Origin of the sequence: Microbacterium sp. NPDC058269, assembly GCF_042881445.1 — a bacterium.
Classification (GTDB): domain Bacteria; phylum Actinomycetota; class Actinomycetes; order Actinomycetales; family Microbacteriaceae; genus Microbacterium.
In genome coordinates this window covers 404,098-426,606 of the sequence record NZ_JBHVXT010000001.1, presented here as the reverse complement: position 1 = coordinate 426,606, position 22,509 = coordinate 404,098, and the positions used below count along the sequence as shown (strand labels likewise).

19 protein-coding genes and 1 other RNA gene are annotated in these 22,509 nt (G+C 69.1%); 16 read left to right on the top strand and 4 right to left on the bottom strand.

Annotated elements, in window-relative coordinates; translation table 11 throughout:
• Positions 1-10: 10 nt before the first annotated feature.
• Positions 11-1,000: an AAA family ATPase gene (locus tag ACFVWL_RS02050; RefSeq protein WP_387177871.1), complete on the bottom strand. Its 990-nt coding sequence runs from the start codon at positions 998-1,000 to the stop codon at positions 11-13.
• 144 nt (positions 1,001-1,144) lie between these two features.
• Here ACFVWL_RS02050 and ffs point away from each other — a divergent pair.
• The 16 genes from ffs (at position 1,145) to ACFVWL_RS01970 (ending at position 20,320) form a co-directional block, all read left to right on the top strand.
• An RNA gene (ffs, locus tag ACFVWL_RS02045) (signal recognition particle sRNA small type) lies at positions 1,145-1,241 on the top strand.
• Positions 1,242-1,307: 66 nt separating this feature from the next.
• Positions 1,308-1,919: a rhomboid family intramembrane serine protease gene (locus ACFVWL_RS02040; protein ID WP_387177868.1), complete on the top strand. Its 612-nt coding sequence runs from the start codon at positions 1,308-1,310 to the stop codon at positions 1,917-1,919.
• Positions 1,916-2,620 (top strand): hypothetical protein, encoded by a 705-nt coding sequence (locus tag ACFVWL_RS02035; protein ID WP_387177865.1) that lies wholly within the window; start codon positions 1,916-1,918, stop codon positions 2,618-2,620. Before ACFVWL_RS02040 ends, ACFVWL_RS02035 begins: the two co-directional genes overlap by 4 nt.
• Positions 2,621-2,686: 66 nt before the next feature.
• Positions 2,687-4,819 carry a phosphate acetyltransferase gene (gene pta / locus ACFVWL_RS02030; RefSeq protein ID WP_387177863.1) on the top strand — a complete coding sequence of 711 codons (2,133 nt, stop codon included), beginning with the start codon at positions 2,687-2,689 and terminating at the stop codon, positions 4,817-4,819.
• Positions 4,816-6,036: an acetate/propionate family kinase gene (locus tag ACFVWL_RS02025; protein WP_387177861.1), complete on the top strand. Its 1,221-nt coding sequence runs from the start codon at positions 4,816-4,818 to the stop codon at positions 6,034-6,036. Before pta ends, ACFVWL_RS02025 begins: the two co-directional genes overlap by 4 nt.
• Before the next feature lie 100 nt (positions 6,037-6,136).
• Positions 6,137-6,895, top strand: coding sequence for an HAD family hydrolase (locus ACFVWL_RS02020; RefSeq protein ID WP_387177858.1), 759 nt, complete (start codon positions 6,137-6,139; stop codon positions 6,893-6,895).
• Complete coding sequence (locus ACFVWL_RS02015) at positions 6,892-9,396, top strand: glycoside hydrolase family 65 protein (RefSeq protein ID WP_387177855.1); 2,505 nt, start codon at positions 6,892-6,894, stop codon at positions 9,394-9,396. Before ACFVWL_RS02020 ends, ACFVWL_RS02015 begins: the two co-directional genes overlap by 4 nt.
• Positions 9,397-9,441: 45 nt before the next feature.
• Positions 9,442-11,733 (top strand): DNA polymerase III subunit gamma and tau, encoded by a 2,292-nt coding sequence (locus tag ACFVWL_RS02010; RefSeq protein ID WP_387177853.1) that lies wholly within the window; start codon positions 9,442-9,444, stop codon positions 11,731-11,733.
• Positions 11,733-12,326 (top strand): recombination mediator RecR, encoded by a 594-nt coding sequence (recR, locus tag ACFVWL_RS02005; RefSeq protein ID WP_017829084.1) that lies wholly within the window; start codon positions 11,733-11,735, stop codon positions 12,324-12,326. Before ACFVWL_RS02010 ends, recR begins: the two co-directional genes overlap by 1 nt.
• A complete protein-coding gene (locus ACFVWL_RS02000; protein ID WP_387177851.1) occupies positions 12,323-13,240 on the top strand; it encodes a DMT family transporter in 918 nt (305 codons plus the stop codon). Before recR ends, ACFVWL_RS02000 begins: the two co-directional genes overlap by 4 nt.
• A 122-nt stretch (positions 13,241-13,362) precedes the next feature.
• The gene (locus tag ACFVWL_RS01995) at positions 13,363-14,643 is read left to right on the top strand and encodes an aspartate kinase (RefSeq protein WP_387177848.1); all 1,281 of its coding nucleotides are present in this window, start codon (positions 13,363-13,365) and stop codon (positions 14,641-14,643) included.
• A 180-nt stretch (positions 14,644-14,823) separates the two neighbouring features.
• On the top strand, positions 14,824-15,894 hold the full coding sequence (locus tag ACFVWL_RS01990) for an aspartate-semialdehyde dehydrogenase (RefSeq protein ID WP_387177845.1): 1,071 nt from the start codon (positions 14,824-14,826) through the stop codon (positions 15,892-15,894).
• A gap of 83 nt (positions 15,895-15,977) precedes the next feature.
• The gene (locus ACFVWL_RS01985; RefSeq protein WP_387177842.1) at positions 15,978-17,450 is read left to right on the top strand and encodes a malate:quinone oxidoreductase; all 1,473 of its coding nucleotides are present in this window, start codon (positions 15,978-15,980) and stop codon (positions 17,448-17,450) included.
• Between the two features lie 9 nt (positions 17,451-17,459).
• Positions 17,460-18,113, top strand: a complete 654-nt coding sequence (locus tag ACFVWL_RS01980) for a thymidine kinase (RefSeq protein ID WP_387177839.1) — start codon at positions 17,460-17,462, stop codon at positions 18,111-18,113.
• Between the two features lie 214 nt (positions 18,114-18,327).
• Positions 18,328-19,050, top strand: a complete 723-nt coding sequence (locus ACFVWL_RS01975; protein ID WP_387177836.1) for a FadR/GntR family transcriptional regulator — start codon at positions 18,328-18,330, stop codon at positions 19,048-19,050.
• Positions 19,051-19,060: 10 nt separating this feature from the next.
• A complete protein-coding gene (locus ACFVWL_RS01970) occupies positions 19,061-20,320 on the top strand; it encodes an alpha-hydroxy-acid oxidizing protein (RefSeq protein ID WP_387177834.1) in 1,260 nt (419 codons plus the stop codon).
• A gap of 46 nt (positions 20,321-20,366) precedes the next feature.
• Here the strand turns inward: ACFVWL_RS01970 and ACFVWL_RS01965 are convergent, their stop codons facing one another.
• From ACFVWL_RS01965 to ACFVWL_RS01955, 3 genes are read right to left on the bottom strand one after another with little or no spacing between them, the layout of a single operon-like run.
• A complete protein-coding gene (locus ACFVWL_RS01965) occupies positions 20,367-21,209 on the bottom strand; it encodes a DUF1295 domain-containing protein (protein ID WP_387177831.1) in 843 nt (280 codons plus the stop codon).
• 52 nt (positions 21,210-21,261) lie between these two features.
• Positions 21,262-22,017, bottom strand: a complete 756-nt coding sequence (locus ACFVWL_RS01960) for an HAD-IIB family hydrolase (protein WP_387177828.1) — start codon at positions 22,015-22,017, stop codon at positions 21,262-21,264.
• Positions 22,014-22,490, bottom strand: a complete 477-nt coding sequence (locus tag ACFVWL_RS01955; protein WP_387177825.1) for a VanZ family protein — start codon at positions 22,488-22,490, stop codon at positions 22,014-22,016. Before ACFVWL_RS01955 ends, ACFVWL_RS01960 begins: the two co-directional genes overlap by 4 nt.
• Positions 22,491-22,509 lie beyond the last annotated feature (19 nt).

Below are 22,509 nucleotides of genomic sequence, written 5' to 3'. Positions count from 1 at the left end.
ATGTGCTCTGTCAGGAGCGCGTCGCCACGGGGACGCGCACCCGTTCGACGATCTGGGTGAGGGCGGCCTCGACCGGCTGTGCGCCGGCGCGATGCGCGCCGCGCGCCGGAAGCAGACGGTGTGCGAGGACCGGGATGAGCAGTGCCGTGATGTCGTCGGGGATCACGTACTCGCGCCCGTCGAGGGCGGCCCACACCTTCGCGGCCCTGACCAGCTGCAGGGTGGCCCGGGGGCTGGCACCGAGGTGGAGGTTGGGGTCCGAGCGGGTGGCCTGTGCGAGGGCGACCGCGTACTCCTCGAGAGCGGGAGCCACGTGCACCGAACGCGCCCAGGAGATGAGGTGAGCGATGGATGCCGCGTCCGCGACGGGCGACACGGCGGCGAGTGGGCTGACGACATCGCGCTGGCGCAGCATGAGGGCCTCGGCGGCTGCATCCGGGTAGCCCATCGAGATGCGCATCATGAAACGGTCGCGCTGCGCTTCGGGGAGGGCGTAGGTGCCCTCCATCTCCAGGGGGTTCTGGGTCGCGACGACCAGGAACGGCTGAGGCAGCAGATGCGTGGCGCCGTCGACCGTGACCTGGCCCTCCTCCATCGCCTCCAGCAGGGCGGACTGCGTCTTGGGGGAGGACCGGTTGATCTCGTCGGCGATCACGATGTGCGCGAACACCGCGCCGCGCTTGAACTCGAACTCGCGATCCACGGGGTTGTAGACGGAGACGCCCGTGACGTCACCGGGAAGCAGGTCGGGGGTGAACTGGATGCGGCGCACCGTCGCATCCACGCTCGCGGCCAGCGCCCGGGCCAGCATGGTCTTGCCGACTCCGGGAACATCTTCGATGAGCAGATGCCCCTCGGCGAGGAGGCACACGAGAGCGCTGCGCACGGCGTCCGGCTTGCCGTCGATGACCTGGCCGATCGAGCCGAGGATCGCGGATGTCTGCGCGGCGAACCTCTCGGCATCCATCGATACCGCGATCACGGGGGCGTTCTCTGGCATGCGTTCCCTCTCACATCGGCGCTGCAGTGCGCGTGACTCGATCGTAACCCTGCACGGGACGCATCGCTCTGGCAGGTTCCCCTGAGGATGCAGGGGAAGGCGAGGTGCGGTTCGGAGCATCGCGCCGGTCGGGTTAGGATGGTTGACGGCTCTCCGCGTGGCGGCATCCAGGCCAATTCCCCCAGGGCGGAAACGCAGCAAGGGTAACCGGGCTCTGCTGGGTGCGCGGAGAGTCATTTTCTTTGCCCGCTGTCTTTCCCGGGCAGACGCTCAGTCCCCTCCGGGCTGCACCTGCGACAATCGTCCGGTGACCGTCACCCCGCCCCCGAAGACGCAGCATCCGCTCGGCCGTTTCGCCTCGCCGGTGCTCCTTCTCCTCGCGATGTGGGTGGTGCAGTTCGTCGACGCGATCCTTCCCGGCTCCTTCACCGGTTTCGGACTGCGGTCGTGGGACGTCTCCGGCCTCGGCGGTGTCGTGCTCGGTCCGCTCCTGCACGCGAACTGGCAGCATCTCATCGGCAACTCCGTGCCCTTCCTGGTGCTCGGCTGTCTCGTGGCGGTGGAGGGGACGCGCCGGTTCTGGGCAGTCACGGCCATCGTCGCGATCGTCGGCGGCATCGGCACCTGGGTGTTCAACGCCCCCGGCACCCTGACCGTCGGCGCGTCGGGGCTGGTCTTCGGTTACTTCGGGTACGTCGTGATGCGGGTGTTCGCACCCGGTCGCGTCGCGCATCGCATCCTCTACGCCGTGATCGCGGTCGTCGTCATCGCGCTCTACGGCGGATCCATGCTCGCCGGAGTCTTCGGCGTCGCCGAGGGCATCTCCTGGCAGGGCCACCTGTTCGGCGCGGTCGGGGGCGGCATCGCGGCTCTCGTCGGACGCCGTCCTCGACCAGCCGGGGGAACCCTCAGGCCATGAGTGCCGCACCGGCATCGCGAGCGAAGCGCAGGCGGGCGACCACGAAGCGGGCGGGCAGACGCAAGACCACGAAGAGCACGGGGAGGCGCCGCAGGCCCGGTGCTCGACGGCAGGCGGCGAACCGCCTGCGTCGGCGGAAGATCCTGCAGCGGGTGCTGCTCTCGGCTGGTGCGCTCGCCGTCGTGGTCTGTCTCTTCGTCCTCATCCCGCTCGGGCTCGCGCGCGATCCCGCCCCGATCTGCATCGACGATCCGCAGACCTTCCCCGAGGCGGGTATCGAGGGATGGAGCGGTGAGCAGCTCGAGAACGCCGCGACCATCATCCGCACGGCGGGGACGCTCGGCTTCGCGCGGGAGGGGCAGATCCTCGGGGTGATGACGGCGATGGGCGAGAGCAGTCTGCGCAACATCGACTACGGCGACTGGGAGACGAGCGGATTCACCAACCCCGACGGGACGCGCACGACCAGTATCGGCCTGTTCCAGCAGCAGGAGTGGTGGGGGAGTGCCGAGCAGCGGATGGACCCGGCGACCGCGACGACGCTGTTCTTCGACCGTCTCGGACGGCTCCCCGACTGGCAGACGATGGAGCCCTCCCACGCGATCCACCGCGTGCAGATCAACACCGACCGCGACTACTACTCGCGATTCCAGGCGGATGCGACGGCGGTCGTCGACGCGATGTCTGGTCCGTGCGAGTGACGTTGCGGGGATTAGACCCGGTGAGACGCTCGGTGGGTTCACGGACGCCACGCCTAAGCTGAAGTCGTGGCGCAGAGCATCTACATCACCTCGGCCGAAGGCCATACCGGAAAATCGACGATCGCCCTCGGGACGCTCGACGCCCTGATGCGCGTCTCGCCGCGGGTGGGCGTGTTCCGTCCCATCGCCCGCTCCGTCACGGCCCGCGACGAGATCCTCGAGCTGATGCTCGCGCACGACGGCGTGAACCTCGACTACGACGACTGCATCGGCGTCACCTACGACGATGTGCGAGCAGATCCCGAGGGCGCGCTGTCGACCATCGTGGCGCGCTTCAAGGCGGTCGAGGCGCAGTGTGACGCGGTCGTCGTCATCGGCAGCGACTACACCGATGTCGCCAGCCCCGCCGAACTCGGATTCAACGCCAGGATCGCCGCCAACCTCGGAGCGCCGGTGCTCCTCGTTCTCAGCGGCCGCGACCAGCAGCGTCAGGCCGAGCAGCTGGGAACCACGACGGCGCGCCCCGCCGCGGCGATCGCGCAGATCGCCGCCCTCGCCTTGTCCGAGTTGACAGAGGAGCGGGCGGAGCTGTTCGCCGTCGCCGTCAACCGCGCCGACCCCGAAGCGCTCGACGACATCATCGACGCCGTGCATGCGGCCCTCCCCGCGGAGACCACCCCGGTGTGGGCGATCCCCGAGGACCGCGCGCTCGTGGCCCCGTCGATCCGCGGCATCCTCGCCGCGGTCGACGGCACCCTGCTCAAAGGCGATGACGACCGCCTGACCAGGGAAGCGCTGACGATCGTCGTGGCCGGCATGTCGATGGTGAACGTGCTGCCGCGACTCACCGAGGAAGCCGTCGTGGTGATTCCCGCCGACCGCACCGAGGTGCTGCTGGCTGCGCTGCTCGCCGACTCGTCCGGGACGTTCCCCCGCATCGCCGGCATCATCCTGAACGGTCCGTTCCCGCTGCCGGAGCCGATCGTGCGTCTGCTCGACGGCTTCGCCTCCTCGGTGCCGATCATCACGACCGACCTCGGCACCTACGACACGGCGGTGCGTGTGATGAGCACCCGGGGACGCATCTCCGCCGATTCGCGCACCCGGTACGACCGCGCGCTCGGGCTCTTCCAGGCCCACGTCGACATCGCCGAGCTCACCGAACAACTCGGTCTCGCCGAGGCCCATGTCGTGACGCCGCTGATGTTCCAGTACGGACTCATCGAACGCGCCCGCGCCGACCGGCGACGCATCGTGCTGCCGGAGGGCGACGACGATCGCATCCTTCGCGCCGCAGCGACGCTGCTCGCGAGGGAGGTGGCCGATCTCACGATCCTCGGAGACGAGGCCTCCATCCGTGCCCGCGCCGTCGAGCTCGGCATCGACATCACCGCCGCCCAGGTGCTCAGCCCGACCGATCCCGAACTCGTCGAGCGCTTCGCCGCGGAGTACGCGCGCCTGCGAGCACACAAGGGCATCACGCTCGCCCAGGCCGCGGACACCGTGACCGACGTGTCGTACTTCGGCACGATGATGGTGCATCTCGGGCTTGCCGACGGCATGGTGTCCGGCGCTGCCCACACGACCGCGCACACCATCCGCCCGTCGTTCGAGATCATCAAGACCAAGCCGGGCGTGAACGTGGTCTCGAGCGTGTTCCTGATGGCGCTCGCCGACCGGGTGCTCGTCTACGGCGACTGCGCCGTGATCCCCGACCCGACCAGCGAGCAGCTCGCCGACATCGCGATCTCCTCCGCCACGACCGCGCGGCAGTTCGGCATCGATCCGCGCGTCGCCATGCTGTCGTACTCGACGGGGGAGTCCGGAACCGGGGCGGATGTCGACAAGGTGCGCGCCGCCACCGCCCTCGTACGCGAGCGTGCCCCCGAACTGCCCGTCGAGGGCCCGATCCAGTACGACGCGGCGGCGGATGCGGCCGTGGCCAAGGCCAAGCTCCCGGGCTCCGCCGTGGCCGGACGGGCGACCGTGTTCGTCTTCCCCGACCTGAACACCGGCAACAACACCTACAAGGCCGTGCAGCGTTCGGCCGGAGCCGTCGCGATCGGACCGGTGCTGCAGGGGCTCAACAAGCCCATCAACGACCTCTCCCGCGGCGCCCTGGTCGATGACATCGTCAACACGGTGGCGATCACCGCCATCCAGGCGCAGGGCGCCGAGCAGACGGAGGGTGCGGCATGAGCGCGATCCTGGTGATCAACAGCGGATCCTCGTCGCTGAAGTACAGCCTGATCGACATCGAGCAGGAGAACCTGCTCGCGAGCGGACTGATCGAGCGCATCGGTCAGGACCTCAGCCCCGTGGCGCACACGGTACGCCCCGAGGTCGACGGCGACGCCGTGCCGACCATGCTCGACGCGACCTACCGCAGCGAACGACCGATCGCCGATCATGCCGCCGCCTTCGAGGTGATGCGCGAGCAGTTCGCCGCGCACGGACCGTCGCTCGATGAGCACCGCCCCGTCGCGGTCGGGCATCGCGTGGTCCATGGTGGCGCGCGCTTCTACGCCCCGACGCTGATCGACGCCGATGTGGAGCGGCAGATCGACGAGCTCGCCGTGCTCGCCCCGCTGCACAACCCCGCGAATCTCGCCGGCATCCTCGCCGCACGGGCCGTGTTCGACGAGGTGCCGCACGTCGCGGTGTTCGACACGGCCTTCCATCAGACGCTCCCGCCCGCCGCCTACACCTATGCGATCGACGCCGCGCTCGCCGCAGAGCATCGGGTGCGCCGCTACGGCTTCCACGGTACGAGCCACCAGTACGTGAGCGAGTCGGCCGCCGCGTTCCTCGGCCGTGACCTCACCGACCTCCGCCAGCTGGTGTTCCACCTCGGCAACGGGGCGTCGGTGACCGCGGTCGACGGCGGCCGCTCGGTCGAGACCTCGATGGGTCTCACTCCGCTCGAGGGACTCGTCATGGGCACGCGCTCCGGCGACATCGACCCGGCGGCGCTCGTGCACCTGTCGCGCCGCGCCGGCCTCTCCATCGATGACCTCGACTCGCTGCTCAACACCCGCAGCGGGCTCGCGGGACTGGCCGGGCGTAGCGACATGCGCGACATCCTCGCGGGCGTCGAAGCAGGGGAAGAGGCGGCGATGCTCGCGTTCGACGTGTATGTGCACCGGCTGCGCGCCTACGCGGGTGCCTACATCGCACAGCTCGGGGGAGTGGATGTGATCTCCTTCACCGCGGGTGTGGGGGAGAACGCCGCACCGGTGCGCGCTGCCGCGATGGCCACGCTCGGCTTCGCGGGTGTGGAGATCGACCGCGCCAGGAACGAGGCTCGAGAGCGCGGCATCCGCCGGATCTCGACGGACGCGTCCCCGGTGACGGTTCTCGTCGTGCCGACCGACGAGGAGCTGCAGATCGCGCGGCAGACCACCGAGCTGCTCTGATCCGTCCGCGGGGGTTACCCCGTGGCGCGCCACCGCATTACGCTTGCACAGTGGCACGGAGAGGTGCCGGCCCGACGATCGCCCTTCTCCTGGAGGCTCTGTGCCTGAAGCACTGCCCGACCTGTTCCACGCCGACGGCGTGCTCTTCGACCTCGACGGCGTGCTCACCCCCACCGCCGAGGTGCACATGCGTGCCTGGAAGTCGGTCTTCGACGACGTGTTCGCGCGATGGGGCATCACCCCGCCCTACACCGACGCCGACTACTACGACTACGTCGACGGCAAGAAGCGCTACGACGGCGTCGCGAGCCTGATGCACAGTCGCAACGTCGAGCTGCCCTGGGGTGATATCGACGACGACCCGTCGGCCGAGACCGTGGGCGGCATCGGCAACCGCAAGAACGCCGCGTTCGCCGCGTCATTGCGAGGTCAGGGCATCGCGCCGTACCCCGGTTCGCTCGCGCTGGTCGAGAGCCTGCACGCCGCGGGCATCCCGCTCGGCGTTGTGTCGAGCTCCAAGAACGCCGAAGAGGTCCTGGGCGCTGCAGGCCTCCGCTCCTTCTTCCGGATCGTCGTCGACGGCGTCGTCGCCGAGCGCGACGGACTCGCCTCGAAGCCCGCCGCCGACATGTTCGCCGCCGGTGCCACGGCCCTCGGCGTCGACCCGGCTCGTGCCGTCGCCGTCGAGGACGCCACATCCGGCGCCGCATCCGCTGCCGCAGCAGGCTTCGCGACCGTGGTCGGCGTCGACCGCGGCACGGGTGCCGACGCCCTGCGCTCCGCCGGCGCCACCGTCGTGGTCGACGATCTCGCCGTCTTCCTTCCTTCTTCCCGCACCGACATCCCGGAGACCGCATGATCGACCGCGACCGCTTCCCCGTCGACCCGTGGCGTCTGATCGACACGCACTACTCGGAGGAGGGCGTCGGCGAGACGCTGTTCTCCGTCGGCAACGGCTACCTCGGCCTGCGCGGCAACCACATCGAGGGGCGGGGCGCCCAGGAGCACGGCACCTTCATCAACGGGCTGCACGAGACCTGGCCGATCCGTCACGCCGAGCAGGCCTACGGCTTCGCCGAGGTCGGCCAGACGATCGTCAACGCCCCCGACGCGAAGGTCATGCGCGTCTACGTCGACGATGAGCCGATCTCGCTCGACGACGCCGACGTGCGCGAGTACCGGCGCACCCTCGACCTGCGCACCGGTGTGCTCGAGCGCCACGTGGTCTGGGAGACGCCCTCGGGCAAGCGCGTGCGCATGCGGGACGAGCGCATCGTCAGCTTCGAGGAGCGCCACCTCGCGGTCCTGCGGCTCGAGGTCGTGGTGGAGAACGCCGACGCCCCCGTGACGATCAGCTGCCAGCTGCTCAACCGGCAGGACGGCGCCGGCGTCTATGCGGGCACCCCGATCGGCACGAAGGCGGCTGCGTTCGACCCGCGCAAGGCCGAGAAGATCGCCGACCGCGTGCTGGAGCCCGCCGAGCACTGGCAGGACGGACTGCGCTCTGCGCTGTCGTACCGCGTCGCCGATTCGGGCATGACCGTCGCGGTGGTCGCCGACCACATCGTCGAGACCGAGAACGAGTACAACGCCCGCACGCTCGTGGAGCCCGACATCGCGAAGAACGTGTTCCGCGTGCAGGCGAAGGCCGGTGTGCCGATCACGGTGACCAAGCTCGTCAGCTACCACACGTCGCGAGGCGTGCCCCCCCGTGAGCTCGTCGACCGCTGCCGTCGATCACTCGACCGTGCGGCCGACGAGGGCGTCGAGACCGTGTTCCGTCGCCAGCGGGAATGGCTCGACGCGTTCTGGGAGCGCAGCGACGTGCAGATCGGCGGACGCGACGACCTGCAGCAGGCGACGCGCTGGTGCCTGTTCCAGCTCGCGCAGGCGTCGGCACGCGCCGACGGCGCCGGAGTGCCCGCCAAGGGCGTCTCGGGGTCGGGATACAGCGGTCACTACTTCTGGGACACCGAGATCTACGTGCTCCCGTTCCTCACCTACACGACGCCGCGGTGGGCGTACAACGCGCTGCGCGCCCGCGTGGCGATGCTCCCGGCCGCGCGCCGTCGTGCCGCGCAGCTCAACGAAGCGGGGGCGCTCTTCCCGTGGCGCACCATCAACGGCGAGGAAGCCTCGGCATACTACGCCGCCGGTACCGCGCAGTACCACATCAACGCCGACATCAGCTTCGCTCTCGGCAAGTACGTGCGCGCGACGGGCGACGAGGAGTTCCTGCGGCGCGAGGGCGCCGACATCGCGATCGAGACGGCCCGACTGTGGGCGACCCTCGGGTTCTGGCGCGCTTCCCGCCTCATCGAGGGAACACCCGGGGACGGGATCGAGACCTTCCACATCCACGGCGTCACGGGCCCGGACGAGTACACGACGGTCGTGAACGACAACCTCTACACGAACGTGATGGCGCGCTACAACCTGCGCTATGCGGCCAAGATCGTGCGCGAGATCCGGGAGAGCTACCCCGACGACTACGTGAAGCTGGTCGACCGCACGGGCCTCGGGCCCGGTGAGGCCGAAGCCTGGGACCGCGCCGCAGAGGCCATGTACATCCCCTACAGCGAGGGCCTCGGCATCCACCCGCAGGATTCCCTGTTCCTCGAGCGCGAGGTGTGGGATCTCGCCAACACGCCCGCTGAGCAGCGCCCGCTGCTGCTGCACTTCCACCCCCTGGTGATCTACCGGTTCCAGGTGCTCAAGCAGGCCGATGTCGTGCTCGCGCTCTTCTTGCAGGGCAACCACTTCACGCCCGAGGAGAAGAAGGCCGACTTCGACTACTACGACCCGCTGACCACGGGTGACTCGACCCTCTCGGCAGTCGTGCAGTCGATCCTGGCGGCCGAGGTGGGCTACCAGGACCTCGCACAGAAGTACTTCGAGCAGTCGCTGTTCGTCGACCTCCACGACCTGCACCACAACGCGGCGGACGGCGTGCACGTCGCCTCGGCGGGCGGGGTGTGGACAGCGCTGGTGTGCGGTTTCGGCGGTATGCGCGACTACGCCGGCGACCTGAGCTTCGACCCGCGGCTCCCGGCGAGCTGGCCGTCGCTGTCGTTCCCGCTGCAATGGCAGGGCTCGAATCTGCACGTGACGGTGACGAAGGACGAGCTGCGCGTACAGGTGCGCAGCGGACCCCCGGTTCCGTTCAGTGTGCGGGAGGCCGCGTACATCGCGACGGTCGAGGACGAGGTCGTCGTGCCGCTGGCCGATCAGGGTCCTCTGCTCCCCGGTCGTCCGACGCTCCGGCAGTTCGCCGACGCCCGACGCGAGGACGGCACCCGCATGTCGGCCTCCGTTCCCGTGATTACGACGTCGATCCCGGTGATCGAGGCGTTCGACTGACGCTCCGGCCCGCCGAAGGTCGGTGGCACGCCGTAGGCTGTTGAGGTGACCACAGCCCTCTACCGCCGCTACCGACCCGAGACGTTCGGCGAGATGATCGGGCAGTCCCAGGTGACCGATCCGCTCATGACGGCGCTGCGCGGTGACCGGGTCGGCCACGCCTACCTGTTCTCCGGGCCCCGCGGGTGCGGGAAGACCACCTCCGCGCGCATCCTGGCACGCTGCCTGAACTGCGCCGAGGGCCCGACCGACGTGCCCTGCGGCGTCTGCCCGAGCTGTGTCGAGCTGTCGCGCGCCGGCGGTGGATCGCTCGACGTCGTCGAGATCGACGCCGCGAGCCACAACGGCGTCGACGACGCGCGCGACCTGCGCGAGAGGGCGACATTCGCCCCCAGCCGCGACCGGTACAAGATCTTCATCCTCGACGAGGCGCACATGGTGACGCCGCAGGGCTTCAACGCGCTGCTCAAGCTCGTCGAAGAGCCGCCGGAGCACGTCAAGTTCATCTTCGCGACCACCGAGCCCGAGAAGGTGCTCGGCACCATCCGCTCCCGCACGCACCACTACCCGTTCCGGCTCGTGCCGCCTGCCGCGATGCTCGAATACGTCGCCAAGCTGTGCGCCGAAGAGGGCGTGATCGTCGAACAGGGGGTGCTCCCACTCGTGGTCCGCGCCGGTGGCGGCTCCCCCCGAGACACGCTCTCGCTGCTCGACCAGCTGATCGCCGGCTCCGACGCACCCGCCGGGTCCGAGACCGTCACCGTCGGCTACGCGCGCGCCGTCTCCCTGCTCGGGTACACGCACGCCGCCCTCCTCGACGAGATCGTCGATGCGCTCGCCGCCGGCGACGCCGCAGCCGCCTTCCCCGCGATCGACCGCGTGGTGCAGACGGGGCAGGACCCTCGTCGCTTTGTCGACGACCTGCTCGAGCGCTTGCGCGACCTCATCGTGATCGCTGCGGTGGGCGCCGGCGCCTCGGCCGTCCTGCGCGGCATCGCGGAAGACGACCTGGAGCGCATGCGTGCCCAGGCCGCCGCTTTCGGCTCTGCACGGCTCTCGCGCACGGCCGACGTGGTGAGTGCGGCCCTCGACGACATGTCGGGCGCCACATCGCCGCGCCTGCACCTCGAGCTCATGGTCGCGCGCGTTCTCGCGGGAGCCACCGACGCCGCGGCCGCAGCACCCGCTCTCGCGGGAGAACGTGTTGCGGTCCCCGCCCGTCCGACATCGGCTGCGAATGCTCCGGCTGCTGCGACTGCTCCGGCGGCGACCGCTCCGGTGGCGACTGCCGCAGCTGCGGCTGCTCCGGCGGCTGCTGCTGCGACACCGTCCGCGCCGACGCCGACGCCGACGCCGGCTGCGCCGACGCCAGAGCCCGCCGCCGCGGAATCTGCATCCGCTCCTGCCGCGCAGGCCCCGGCCGGCGAGGGTGCAGGCGAGACCGTGGGTGCAGCCCCGGAGGCCTCGGCTGCGGAGCCCGCGGCCCCGCAGGGTCCGGTCACGTTCGAACGCGTCCGTGCGGCGTGGCCCGCGGTGCTCACCCGTCTCGAGAGCATCAGCCGCACGTCCTGGCTGCTGGCCACGGCCGTGCAGCCGCTGGCGTACGTCACCGAAACCGAGGTGCTGACGCTCGGATTCACCAGCCAGCACGACGTCGCGAAGTTCAAGGGGACGACTCCGGGATCCGGGCCTTCCGACCATCTGCGCTCCGCGATCGAGAACGAGCTCGGCGTGCGGGTGAAGTATCTTCCCGCGCCGATGCCCGCCGGGGGAGCCCCACGTCAGCCCGCGTCGTCGGGCTCTTCGGCTCCGGCCGATTCCGCTCCCGCATCGGAGCCTGCGTCAGCGGGTTCCCCTCGTCCGCAGGTCCGTGGCGCATCCGCTTCGTCGGTGACGGAATGGGCCGTCGCGCCGATCCCGACCGCGCACGAGGAGCCGGTGCGTGACGTCCCGGCGCCGTCGGCACCCCTTCCCGTCGATGACGAGCCCGAAGAGGTCGAGGCTGCGGCATCGGCTCCGGTTCCCCCGTCGGACGGTGCCGTCGACCGTGACGAGCCCCCGCTCCCGGGTGACGACGAGGCCCCCGCCTTCGACGACGAGCCTCCGTACGACCCGTCGTACGAGCCTCCCGCCGAGCCGACCGCGGCGCGCCAGGCTCCCCCCGAACGGTCCGCGCCGCAGATGCAGCGCACGACCGTCGCCACTCCGCCGGTCGTCATCGAGCGCTCGCCCTCCGTCGGGGGAGTGCAGCGTTACGGTGAGGCTGTGATCCGCCAGGTGCTCGGCGCGACGTTCCTGCGCGAAGAGCCCTACGAGCCCCCGACGAGGTTCTCCTGATGTATGACGGCATCGTTCAGGAGCTGATCGACGAGTTCGGTCGGCTCCCCGGCATCGGCCCGAAGTCCGCCCAGAGGATCGCGTTCCACATCCTGCAGACCCCGACGTTCGACGTCGCGCGTCTCGCCGAGCTGCTCAGCGAGATCCGCATCCGCGTGCGGTTCTGCGAGATCTGCGGCAACGTCGCCGAGCAGGAGCGCTGCGCCATCTGCCGCGACCCGCGTCGCAGCCAGGCGTTGATCTGTGTGGTCGAAGATGCGAAAGACGTCGCGGCCATCGAGCGCACCAGGGAGTTCCGTGGGCTCTACCATGTGCTCGGCGGAGCGATCAGTCCCATCGCCGGTATCGGACCGGACGATCTGCGCATCGCCCAGCTCATGACCCGCCTCGCCGACGGCACGGTGCAGGAGGTCATCCTCGCCACCAACCCGAACCTCGAGGGGGAGGCGACCGCGAGCTACCTCAGCCGGCTGCTGACGACGATGCAGATCACCGTCTCGCGCCTCGCTTCAGGGCTGCCCGTCGGTGGCGACCTCGAGTACGCCGACGAGGTCACCCTCGGCCGCGCCTTCGAGGGCCGGCGCATCCTGTGAGCCCGAACGCGGGCTTCTCGCGTCGCGGCTGGCTCCTCTTCGGAGCCATGGCACTGCTGTGGGGCGTGCCGTACCTGTTCATCAGCGTCGCGGTCGAGTCGTTCTCTCCGCCGGCGATCGTGGCCGGGCGCACGCTGATCGCTGCTCTGCTGCTGCTGCCGTTCGCCCTCCGCAGCGGTGCCCTACGTGCCGCTCTGAAGCACTGGCCGTGGGTGCTCGCCTTCGGCGCGGTCGAGATGGCGGGGCCCTTCCTGCTGCTCGGACACGCCGAGATGACCTTGCCTTCCGGGATGACGGGTCTGCTTGTGGCCACTGTTCCGCTGTTCGCTGCGCTGATCGCCCTCGGCGGGGGAGACCGGGGGGTGCTCCGGCCCGCCCGCGGAATCGGACTGCTCGTCGGATTCATCGGCGTCGGGATCGTGGTCGCGGGCCCCGGGCTCTTCGGAGGCGAAGTCAGCCTCCTCGCTGCAGGGGAGGTGCTCCTGGTCGCCGTGCTGTACGCGATCGCCCCCTTCATCGTGGCACGCAAGCTCAACGACGTCCCCTCTCTCGGCACCATCACCCTGTCGCTGCTCATGATCGGGATCTTCTACCTCCCCATCGGTCTGCTCACCCAGCACCAGGTGCCCACCCTGCCGTCGATAGCCGCGCTCCTCGCGCTCGCCGTGATCTGCACGGCCGTGGCGTTCCTGGCGTTCTTCGCGCTCATCCGCGAGGTGGGGCCGGTGCGCGCACCGCTGTTCACCTACGTGAATCCGGTGGTCGCGATCATCCTCGGGGCGCTCGTCCTCGCCGAGCCGCTGACCCCCGGCCTGCTGCTCGGCTTCCCGCTGATCATCATCGGCTGCTGGTTCGCCGCCACCGGTGGACGGCTGCGTCCGGTCTCTCCCCAGGCCCTCCCGCCCTCCCTCTAGCCTCGCCACGCGCACGAGTCCTCACCGCCGAGACCCGGCGCGGTGTCACATGCGCAACGGGGCATACCCGCCGATCGTAGAATGAGCGTGGGCGGATCCGCCCGTCATCCCAGGGAGTGATCGTGGCCCTCATCGTGCAGAAGTACGGCGGCTCGTCCGTCGCCGACGCAGAGAGCATCAAGCGCGTCGCCAAGCGCATCGTCGACACACGTCGTGCCGGCCACGACGTGGTCGTGGCCGTGAGCGCGATGGGCGACACCACTGACGAGCTGCTCGAGCTCGCGAACGAGGTCGCGCCGATCCCCGCCCCGCGTGAACTCGACATGCTGCTCTCCAGCGGAGAGCGCATCTCGATGGCGCTGCTGGCCATGGCGATCCACTCCATGGGCTTCGAGGCGCGCTCGTTCACGGGCAGCCAGGCGGGCATGATCACCGACTCGCAGCACGGTGCCGCTCGCATCGTCGACGTCACTCCCGTGCGTCTGCGTGAAGCTCTCGACGAGGGCGCGATCGTGATCGTGGCCGGGTTCCAGGGCTTCAACCGTGACACCCGTGACATCACCACGCTCGGTCGTGGTGGCTCCGACACCACCGCCGTCGCCCTCGCCGCCGCCCTCGATGCCGACGTCTGCGAGATCTACAGCGACGTCGACGGCATCTTCACGGCCGACCCGCGGGTGATCCCGAAGGCGCAGAAGCTCGATCACGTCTCCAGTGAGGAGATGCTCGAGCTCGCCGCCAACGGGGCCAAGGTGCTGTACATCCGCGCCGTCGAGTACGCACGCCGTCATGGCGTCCTCATTCACGCTCGGTCGACGTTCTCGTCGGCCGAGGGCACATACGTTCTGGGCGAGGGTATGAAGAACCCTCGCGAAGCCGAGGGAGCAGTCATGGAAGAACCGATCGTCGCCGGCATCGCCACCGACTTCAGCCAGGCCAAGATCACGGTCGCGGGTGTGCCCGACGTGCCGGGCAAGGCAGCCGAGATCTTCAAGATCGTCGCGAAGTCGGGCGCGAACGTCGACATGATCGTGCAGAACGTATCGGCCACCGGGCGCACCGACATCTCCTTCACGGTGCCCAAGGCGGATGCGGCGGCGGCCCTCAAGGCCCTCGCCGGCGAGCAGACCGAGGTGGGGTTCCAGAACCTGATCCACGACGACCAGATCGGCAAGCTGTCGGTCGTCGGTGCGGGGATGCGCACACACTCCGGCGTCTCCGCCACGCTTTTCGAGGCACTGTCGGCCGGGGGCATCAACATCGAGATGATCTCGACCTCCGAGATCCGCATCTCCGTGGTGCTGCGCGACACCGACCTGACCGAGGCTGCGCGCACCGTGCACACCGCCTACGGGCTCGACGGCGACGCCGAGGCCACGGTCCACGCCGGCACCGGCCGCTGATCTCTGCCGTTCACCGCCGTTTTCCTGCCGTCCGTGCGAGAGCCCGGACCGCAGGGCCGGCCGCCTACCGGGGCACGGTAGACTCACCGAAACCCTGACACCGGCGCCAGGCGCAGCTTCCGCACCCCGACGCCGCGCCCGAAGCCTCGTACGCAGTACCGCACGACGCCAAGGAACATCATGACCCGCATCTCCGAATCAGGACTCTCCGTCGCCATCGTCGGCGCCACCGGCCAGGTGGGCACCGTGATGCGCGAGATTCTCGCCGAGCGGTCGTTCCCGATCCGCGACCTGCGGCTGTTCTCCTCCGCGCGCTCCGCGGGCACGGCGATCGAGTTCGGCGGCGCGACGGTCATCGTCGAAGACGTCGAGACGGCGGATGCCACCGGCATCGACATCGCACTGTTCTCCGCCGGGGCCACCGCGAGCCGCGCGTACGCGCCGCGCTTCGCCGCCGCCGGCGCCGTGGTCGTCGACAACTCCAGCGCCTGGCGCATGGACCCCGAGGTGCCGCTCGTGGTCAGTGAGGTCAACCCGCACGCGATCGACGAGCGCCCCAAGGGCATCATCGCGAACCCGAACTGCACCACGATGGCTGCGATGCCCGTGCTGAAGGCGCTGCACGCCGAGGCCGGGCTCGAGCGCCTGATCGTGTCGACCTACCAGGCCGTCTCCGGCTCGGGTCTCGCCGGCGCCCAGGAACTCCTCGGACAGGTCGAGGGAGTGCTCGCCCAGGGCGACACCCTCCGCCTCGTGCACGACGGATCGGCGGTCGACTTCCCCGAGCCCGAGAAGTACATCGCCCCGATCGCGTTCGACGTGATCCCCTTCGCCGGCAATCTCGTCGACGACGGCGACAACGAGACCGACGAAGAGAAGAAGCTCCGCAACGAGAGCCGCAAGATCCTCGAACTCCCGGGCCTCCGCGTCGCGGGCACCTGCGTGCGGGTCCCGGTCTTCACCGGGCACTCCCTCTCGATCAACGTCGAGTTCACCCGCGATATCACACCCGAGCGTGCGCGCGAGGTGCTGAGTGCCGCTCCCGGCGTCGTGCTCGACGAGGTTCCCACGCCGCTCCAGGCCGCGGGCAAGGACCCGAGCTTCGTCGGTCGCATCCGTGCCGACCAGTCGGCTCCCGAGGGCAAGGGTCTCGTGCTGTTCCTCAGCAACGACAACCTGCGCAAGGGCGCCGCGCTGAACGCCGTGCAGATCGCGGAGATCCTGGCCGAGCGCCTGGCGGTCATAGCCTGACGGTATTACCGCCATGTGGAAGTGCTCTGGCGGAACCGGGGCGCATGGTCTGCGACGGCGCGCCCGCGAACTAGACTGGCTCGGTGACTGAAAACGTCGATGTCGTCCTGATCGGCGGTGGCATCATGAGCGCCACCCTGGGTACTCTCCTGCACGAGCTGCAGCCGGAGTGGAAGATCGTCGCCTTCGAGCGACTCTCCGAGGTGGCTCAGGAGAGCTCCAACCCGTGGAACAACGCCGGCACGGGGCACGCCGCCCTGTGTGAGCTGAACTACATGCCGCAGCAGGGCGATGCTCCGCTCGATCCCGCCAAGGCGGTCTCGATCAACGAGCAGTTCCAGCAGAGCCGCCAGTTCTGGTCGTCGCTGGTCGAGAAGGGTGTGCTCGACGCGCCGTCGACCTTCATCAACGCGACGCCGCACATGACGTTCGTGCGGGGGGAGAAGGATGTCGCGTACCTCAAGAGCCGGTACGAGGTGCTGAAGAAGCAGCCTCTGTTCGCCGGTATCGAGTACAGCGAGGACTCCCGCGTCATCAACAAGTGGGCGCCGCTCCTCATGCAGCACCGCGTCAAGGGTGAGCCCTTCGCCGCGACCCGCGTGCCCGCAGGCACCGACGTCGATTTCGGCGCGCTCACGCACCAGCTCTTCGATCACCTCACCGATTCGGGCGTCACGTTGCGCACCAACCACGAGGTGCGCAGTCTGAAGAAGCAGAAGGACGGCACCTGGCTGGTCAAGTACCGCAACAGCATCGGGCACACCCCGAGCGAGGTCAAGGCGCGCTTCGTGTTCGTCGGGGCGGGCGGCTGGGCTCTCAAGCTGCTGCAGAACTCGGGCATCCCGGAGATCAAGGGCTACGGCGTCTTCCCGATCGGTGGACAGTTCCTCAAGACCACGAACCCCACCGTCGTCGCTCAGCACAAGGCGAAGGTGTACTCGCAGGCGTCGGTGGGTGCTCCGCCCATGTCGGTCCCGCACCTCGACACCCGTGTCGTCGACGGCGAGGCCTCGCTCATGTTCGGTCCGTTCGCGACGTTCAGCCCGAAGTTCCTGAAGAACGGATCGATGCTCGACATCGTCTCGCAGGTGCGTGCGCACAACCTGCTGCCGATGCTGCAGGTGGCGGTGAAGAACCCCGACCTCATCACGTACCTCGTCAGCGAGCTGCTGAAGAACCACGCCAAGAAGGTCGACAGCCTGCGCACGTTCATGCCGACCGCGAAGGACGAGGACTGGACGCTCATCGACGCCGGCCAGCGTGCCCAGGTCATGAAGAAGGACCCGAAGAAGGGTGGCATCCTGCAGTTCGGCACCGAGGTCGTCGCGGCGGCCGACGGATCGATCGCGGGCCTGCTCGGCGCCTCTCCCGGAGCCTCGACCGCTGTGCCGATCATGCTCGACCTGCTCAAGAAGTGCTTCCCCGCGGAGTACCCGGGCTGGGAGCCCGAGCTGCGCGCACTGATCCCCACGTTCGGCGAGAAGCTGAACGAGAATCCGGCGCTCGCGGCGAAGTCGACCGAAGCCACCGCGGCCGCACTCGGCATCAACGTCTGAGGTCGCACCGTGGCGAAGCTCTACTTCCGCTACGGCGCGATGAACTCCGGCAAGTCGACAGCTCTGCTGCAGGCCGCGTACAACTACGAAGAGCGTGGACAGCGCGTGCTGCTCGCGAAGCCGGCCATCGACACCAAGGGTGCGTCCGAGATCGAGAGCCGACTGGGCGTCACGCGTCAGGTCGACTTCCTCATCGCCCCCGATGACGATGCCCGTGTGATCTTCGCCGAGCATCGCGGACGCATGCGGCATGCGTCGGACGACGAGCTGCTCCCCGAAGGTCCCCGCGACGTGGCATGCCTGCTGATCGACGAGGCGCAGTTCCTGACTCCGGCCCAGGTCGACGACCTCTTCCGCATCGCGGTGGTCGACGGCATCCCGGTGATCGCGTACGGCATCCGAAACGACTTCCTCACGCACGCGTTCCCCGGATCCGCGCGCCTGTTGGCGATCTCGCACTCGCTCGAAGAGCTCAAGACCATCTGCCGGTGCGGACGGAAGGCCGTGTTCAACGGCCGTGTCGTCGGCGGCCGTTTCGTGTTCGACGGCGACCAGGTCGCGATCGATGAGGGTTCGACCGGATCCGCGTCACCTGAGCTGACCACCTATGAGTCCCTCTGCGGCACCTGCTATCTCGAAGAGTCCGGCGGACGCCTGGGCTGAGTCCTCGCCCGATCCGTCGACGCGCCCATCGGCCGGCGCCGTCGCGCAGTCGTGCACAATTCAGGAAGACTGTCGGCCCCGCGCCGCGAAGAGCCGTCTGTGACGCACTTCGTCGTCTTCTTCCTGAGTTGCGCACGCAGCGAGGGGATCGAGCCCGCTCGTTTGCGTGGTCTGACCACACGCGGTACTCTGTGGTCAGACCACAGGAGGATCGATGGCGGACCAGCCGGCACGCGCATGGCGACTCGTGCTCGAGCACATCGAACGCGACCTCCTCGACGCTCGTCTCGGCCCGGGTGACCGGCTGCCGTCCGAGCGCGATCTCGCCACCGCGCTCGGCGTCGGGCGCTCGAGCGTGCGAGAGGCGTTCCGCGTCCTCGAGGTGATGGGGCTCATCCGCACCGCGACCGGCTCCGGCCCGCAGTCGGGGGCGATCGTCATCGCCACTCCCACGGGCGGCATGTCGGCCCTGCTGCGGCTGCAGGTGGCGGCCCAGGGCTTCCCGCTCGATGATGTCGTGCGCACGCGTCTGGTGCTCGAAGACGCAGTCGTCGCCGCGATGGCGGGCGCACCCGACCGTGACACGAGCCGCGCGCACGAACTGCTCACAGCGATGGACGCCCCGGACCTCGCCCCGTCGGAGTTCCTCGCCCTCGATGCCCAACTGCACCTCTCCCTCGCAGAGGCCAGCGGCAACACGGTCATCGCCGCGATGATGGCGGGCCTCCGCTCCTCGATCGAGTCCTATGTGCAGGCGGGAGTCTCCGCGATCCCGGATTGGGAGGCGATGGCGACCCGGCTCCGTGCCGAGCACCGCGCACTCGTCGCCGCGATCGATGCCGCCGACGTCGAGGCGGCACGCTCCCTGGTCCACACGCACATCACCGGCTACTACACGTCCGCGGGTCTCACCCGTGACATCCACCCCCAGATCTGAGAGGCACATCATGGTGCAGCGCCAGTTCCCGAACCCCGTCGAACTCCTCGAGCTGATGAAGTTCAAGAAGCCCGAACTCGACGGACGCAAGCGACGGCTGGAGGGTGCTCTCACGATCGACGACCTGCGGCTCATCGCCAAGCGACGCACGCCGAAGGCCGCCTTCGACTACACCGACGGCGCCGCCGAAGGCGAACTGTCCCTGACCCGGGCGCGGCAGGCGTTCCAGGACGTGGAGTTCCACCCCGGCATCCTCCGCCCGGCGCCCACGGTCGACACGAGCGTCGAGATTCTCGGCGGTCCGTCCGCGCTGCCGTTCGGAATCGCGCCCACCGGGTTCACCCGCCTGATGCAGACCGAGGGGGAGACCGCGGGCGCGGGAGCTGCGGCAGCCGCCGGTATCCCGTTCACGCTGTCGACCCTCGGCACCACCTCGATCGAGGGGGTGAAGGCGGCGAACCCGAACGGGCGCAACTGGTTCCAGCTCTACGTCATGCGCGATCGCGAGATCTCCTACGAGCTCACCCGTCGGGCGGCCGCTGCGGGGTTCGACACCCTGCAGTTCACGGTGGACACCCCGGTCGCCGGTGCGCGCCTGCGCGACAAGCGCAACGGCTTCAGCATCCCCCCGCAGCTGACTCTCGGCACCATTATCAACGCGATCCCGCGGCCCTGGTGGTGGTACGACTTCCTCACCACCCCGAAGCTCGAGTTCGCCTCCCTCAGCACGACCGGGGGCACCGTCGGTGAGCTGCTGGACGCGGCGATGGACCCGACGATCAGCTACGACGACCTCGCGGTCATCCGCGACATCTGGCCGGGCAAGATCGTGATCAAGGGCGTGCAGAACGTCGAGGACTCGGTGCGCCTGCGCGATGCCGGAGTCGATGGCATCGTGCTCTCGAACCACGGCGGGCGCCAGCTCGACCGCGCGCCGATCCCGTTCCACCTGCTGCCCGAGGTGCGCAAGGCCGTCGGCGACGACTTCACGGTCATGATCGACACCGGCATCATGAACGGTGCGGACATCGTGGCGGCCGTGGCGCTCGGAGCCGATTTCACACTCATCGGACGGGCCTACCTCTACGGGCTGATGGCCGGTGGACGTCAGGGGGTCGACCGCACGATCGCGATCCTGCGCAGCGAGATCGAGCGCACGATGCGGCTGCTGGGCGTTGCGTCTCTCGCCGAGCTCGAGCCGGCGCACGTGACTCAGCTGACCCGGCTGGTGCCGGTCGTACGCGCCGCTGCCGAGGTCCGCACGCACTGAGCTCCTGCTCGAACGGCAGTCCTGCCCGTGCGGTGGCCACGCAGTCTCAGGATTGCGTCGCCACCGCACGCGTGCGTGGGGCCCATGGCACCAGCATCGAGGTCGTGCGGCGGTAATCGGCGTATGCGGGGTATTTCGAGGCCGTGATCGACTCGGTGAAGATCGTCGAGCCGATGAACAGCACGGTCAGCAGCGCGGGTCCGACGATGGTCGGATTCAGCGCCCCACCGATGAACCCCGCGCCGCCGGTGACCGCGGCGGTCGCGCCGATCGCGTAGAAGGCCCACCACTGCGCCTGTTCGAAGAAGAAGTTCGGGTGCCGGCTGTACCGGAACAGGCCCGTCGTGGCGAAGCCCGGCGCGAGTGTGCCGCCCGCCTGTTCCTTGCGCTGGTGGAACAGCCACTGCTGCTGATCGGCCACCGTCTCTCCGACCAGGAAGGCGAGGAATGCGGCGATGAACAGCGCATCCCACCCGGTGAGCGCCGAGGGGTGCTGGGCGGCGACCAGGGCAGGCAGCGTGATGAGCACGAGCAGCGCCATCTGATAGCAGACGATGAACAACACGTTGAAGATCTGGAACTGCCAGGGTCGCATCCGTCCGCGCAGGATGGCCCAGCGATAGTCCTCCATCCCCGTGTAGCCGCCTTTGCGGGCGAAGTTGAAAGTCAGCCGTGCTCCCCATGCGGTCGCGAGCACGCCCATGAGGACCACGCGAGCGGATCCGTCACCGTTCACGAAGGCTCCGGCCACGAAGATCCACACGTAGGCCACCGGCACGATCGACCACGCGCGGTCGACCCAGGAGGTGTCGCGGGTGATGAGGGAGAGCAACCAGCAGGCGGCACTGGTGACCGCGGCGACGATGATGACGATCAGCAGGGCATCCATGACGCCATGCTAGGACCCACCTGCCGCGTCGCGCTGCGCGACACCGTGAAGGTCAGAGCGTCAGCAGAAGAGCGTCGAGCTTGTCGGCGGTGTCTTCCCAGCCCTCTACAGCGACGGAGGGGACGCCGATCGCGAGCACCGGGTAGTCGTTCCCGCCCTCGTCGAGTCGGTCGCCGTAGAACAGCATGTCGGTGAGGGCGATCCCGGTGCGTTCGGCGAGCTGACGCATCCCGAACGCCTTGTCGATGCCGGCCTGGGTGATGTCGATCGACGTCGATCCTCCCGAGCGCACCTCGAGACCGGGAAGACGCGCGGCGACCGCATCGCGCAGAGCACCGCGCTTGGCGCCGGTCGGGTCCCAGTCGTGCTTCGCCTCGCGCGGGGCGCTCTGGCCCAAGGCGGAGAAGGTGATCTGCGAACCGCGATCCTCGAGGATCTCACCCCAGGGGTCCGCCTCCCACAGCCCGAGGCGCTCGGCCTCTTCGCGTAGGGCCGTCAGCGCGGCCTGCTTCTCGGCGTCGCTGAGGTCATGGGCATAGACGGGGGTGAAATCCGTGCCGTCGTGGCGGAGGTACCGCGTGCCGCACGTCGGCAGCAGGTGCAGCCGGGCGAGATCCGCGGCATCGGCGTCGTCGAGGCGAGACACCACCTGCGAGCGGAACTGCGCTTCGTTGCCGCCGGAGATGATGGCGACGTCCACCGTGCGCAGGAGAGCGCGCAGCAGCGAGGCGATCCGCGGGTCGATCAGACCCTTCGAGGGAGCGAGCGTGTCATCGAGATCGAAGGCGACGAGTATGGGCGCGGTCATGATGTCTCCAGCCTAGAAGGTGAACGCTGGGAGGATCTCGGGGCGAGCAGCAGGGTGAACACGACCGCGAGGGCGACCCCGAGGATCGCGCCCGTGGAGTTGGCGACGACATCATTCAGAGTCGCGGCCCGGTGGGGGAGAGCAACGCGCTGTGCGGTCTCGATGGCCGCAGACAGCAGCGGGCCGACCAGCAGTGCGAGAAACCACACTCGACGGGGGAGAAGCAGGAAGGCGAGGATGCCGACCGGGACGAACACGAGCACGTTCGCGATGATCTCCAGCCGGGTGAAGTCGAGCGACTCCCAGCCGAGACGGTGGGCCGCGGCGAGCACGAGATCGAGCAGGTTCGGCATGGACTGCTCGACTCGCGACGGGGTGAGGGTGAGAGCAGCGAGGCCGATGAGGAACGGGATGCCGAGGGCGAGAGCCCAGGCGCGGGTGAAACGGCGCGGCGGCGGGAGCAGAGAGCTCATGCGGTCCCTTCGTGCGCGA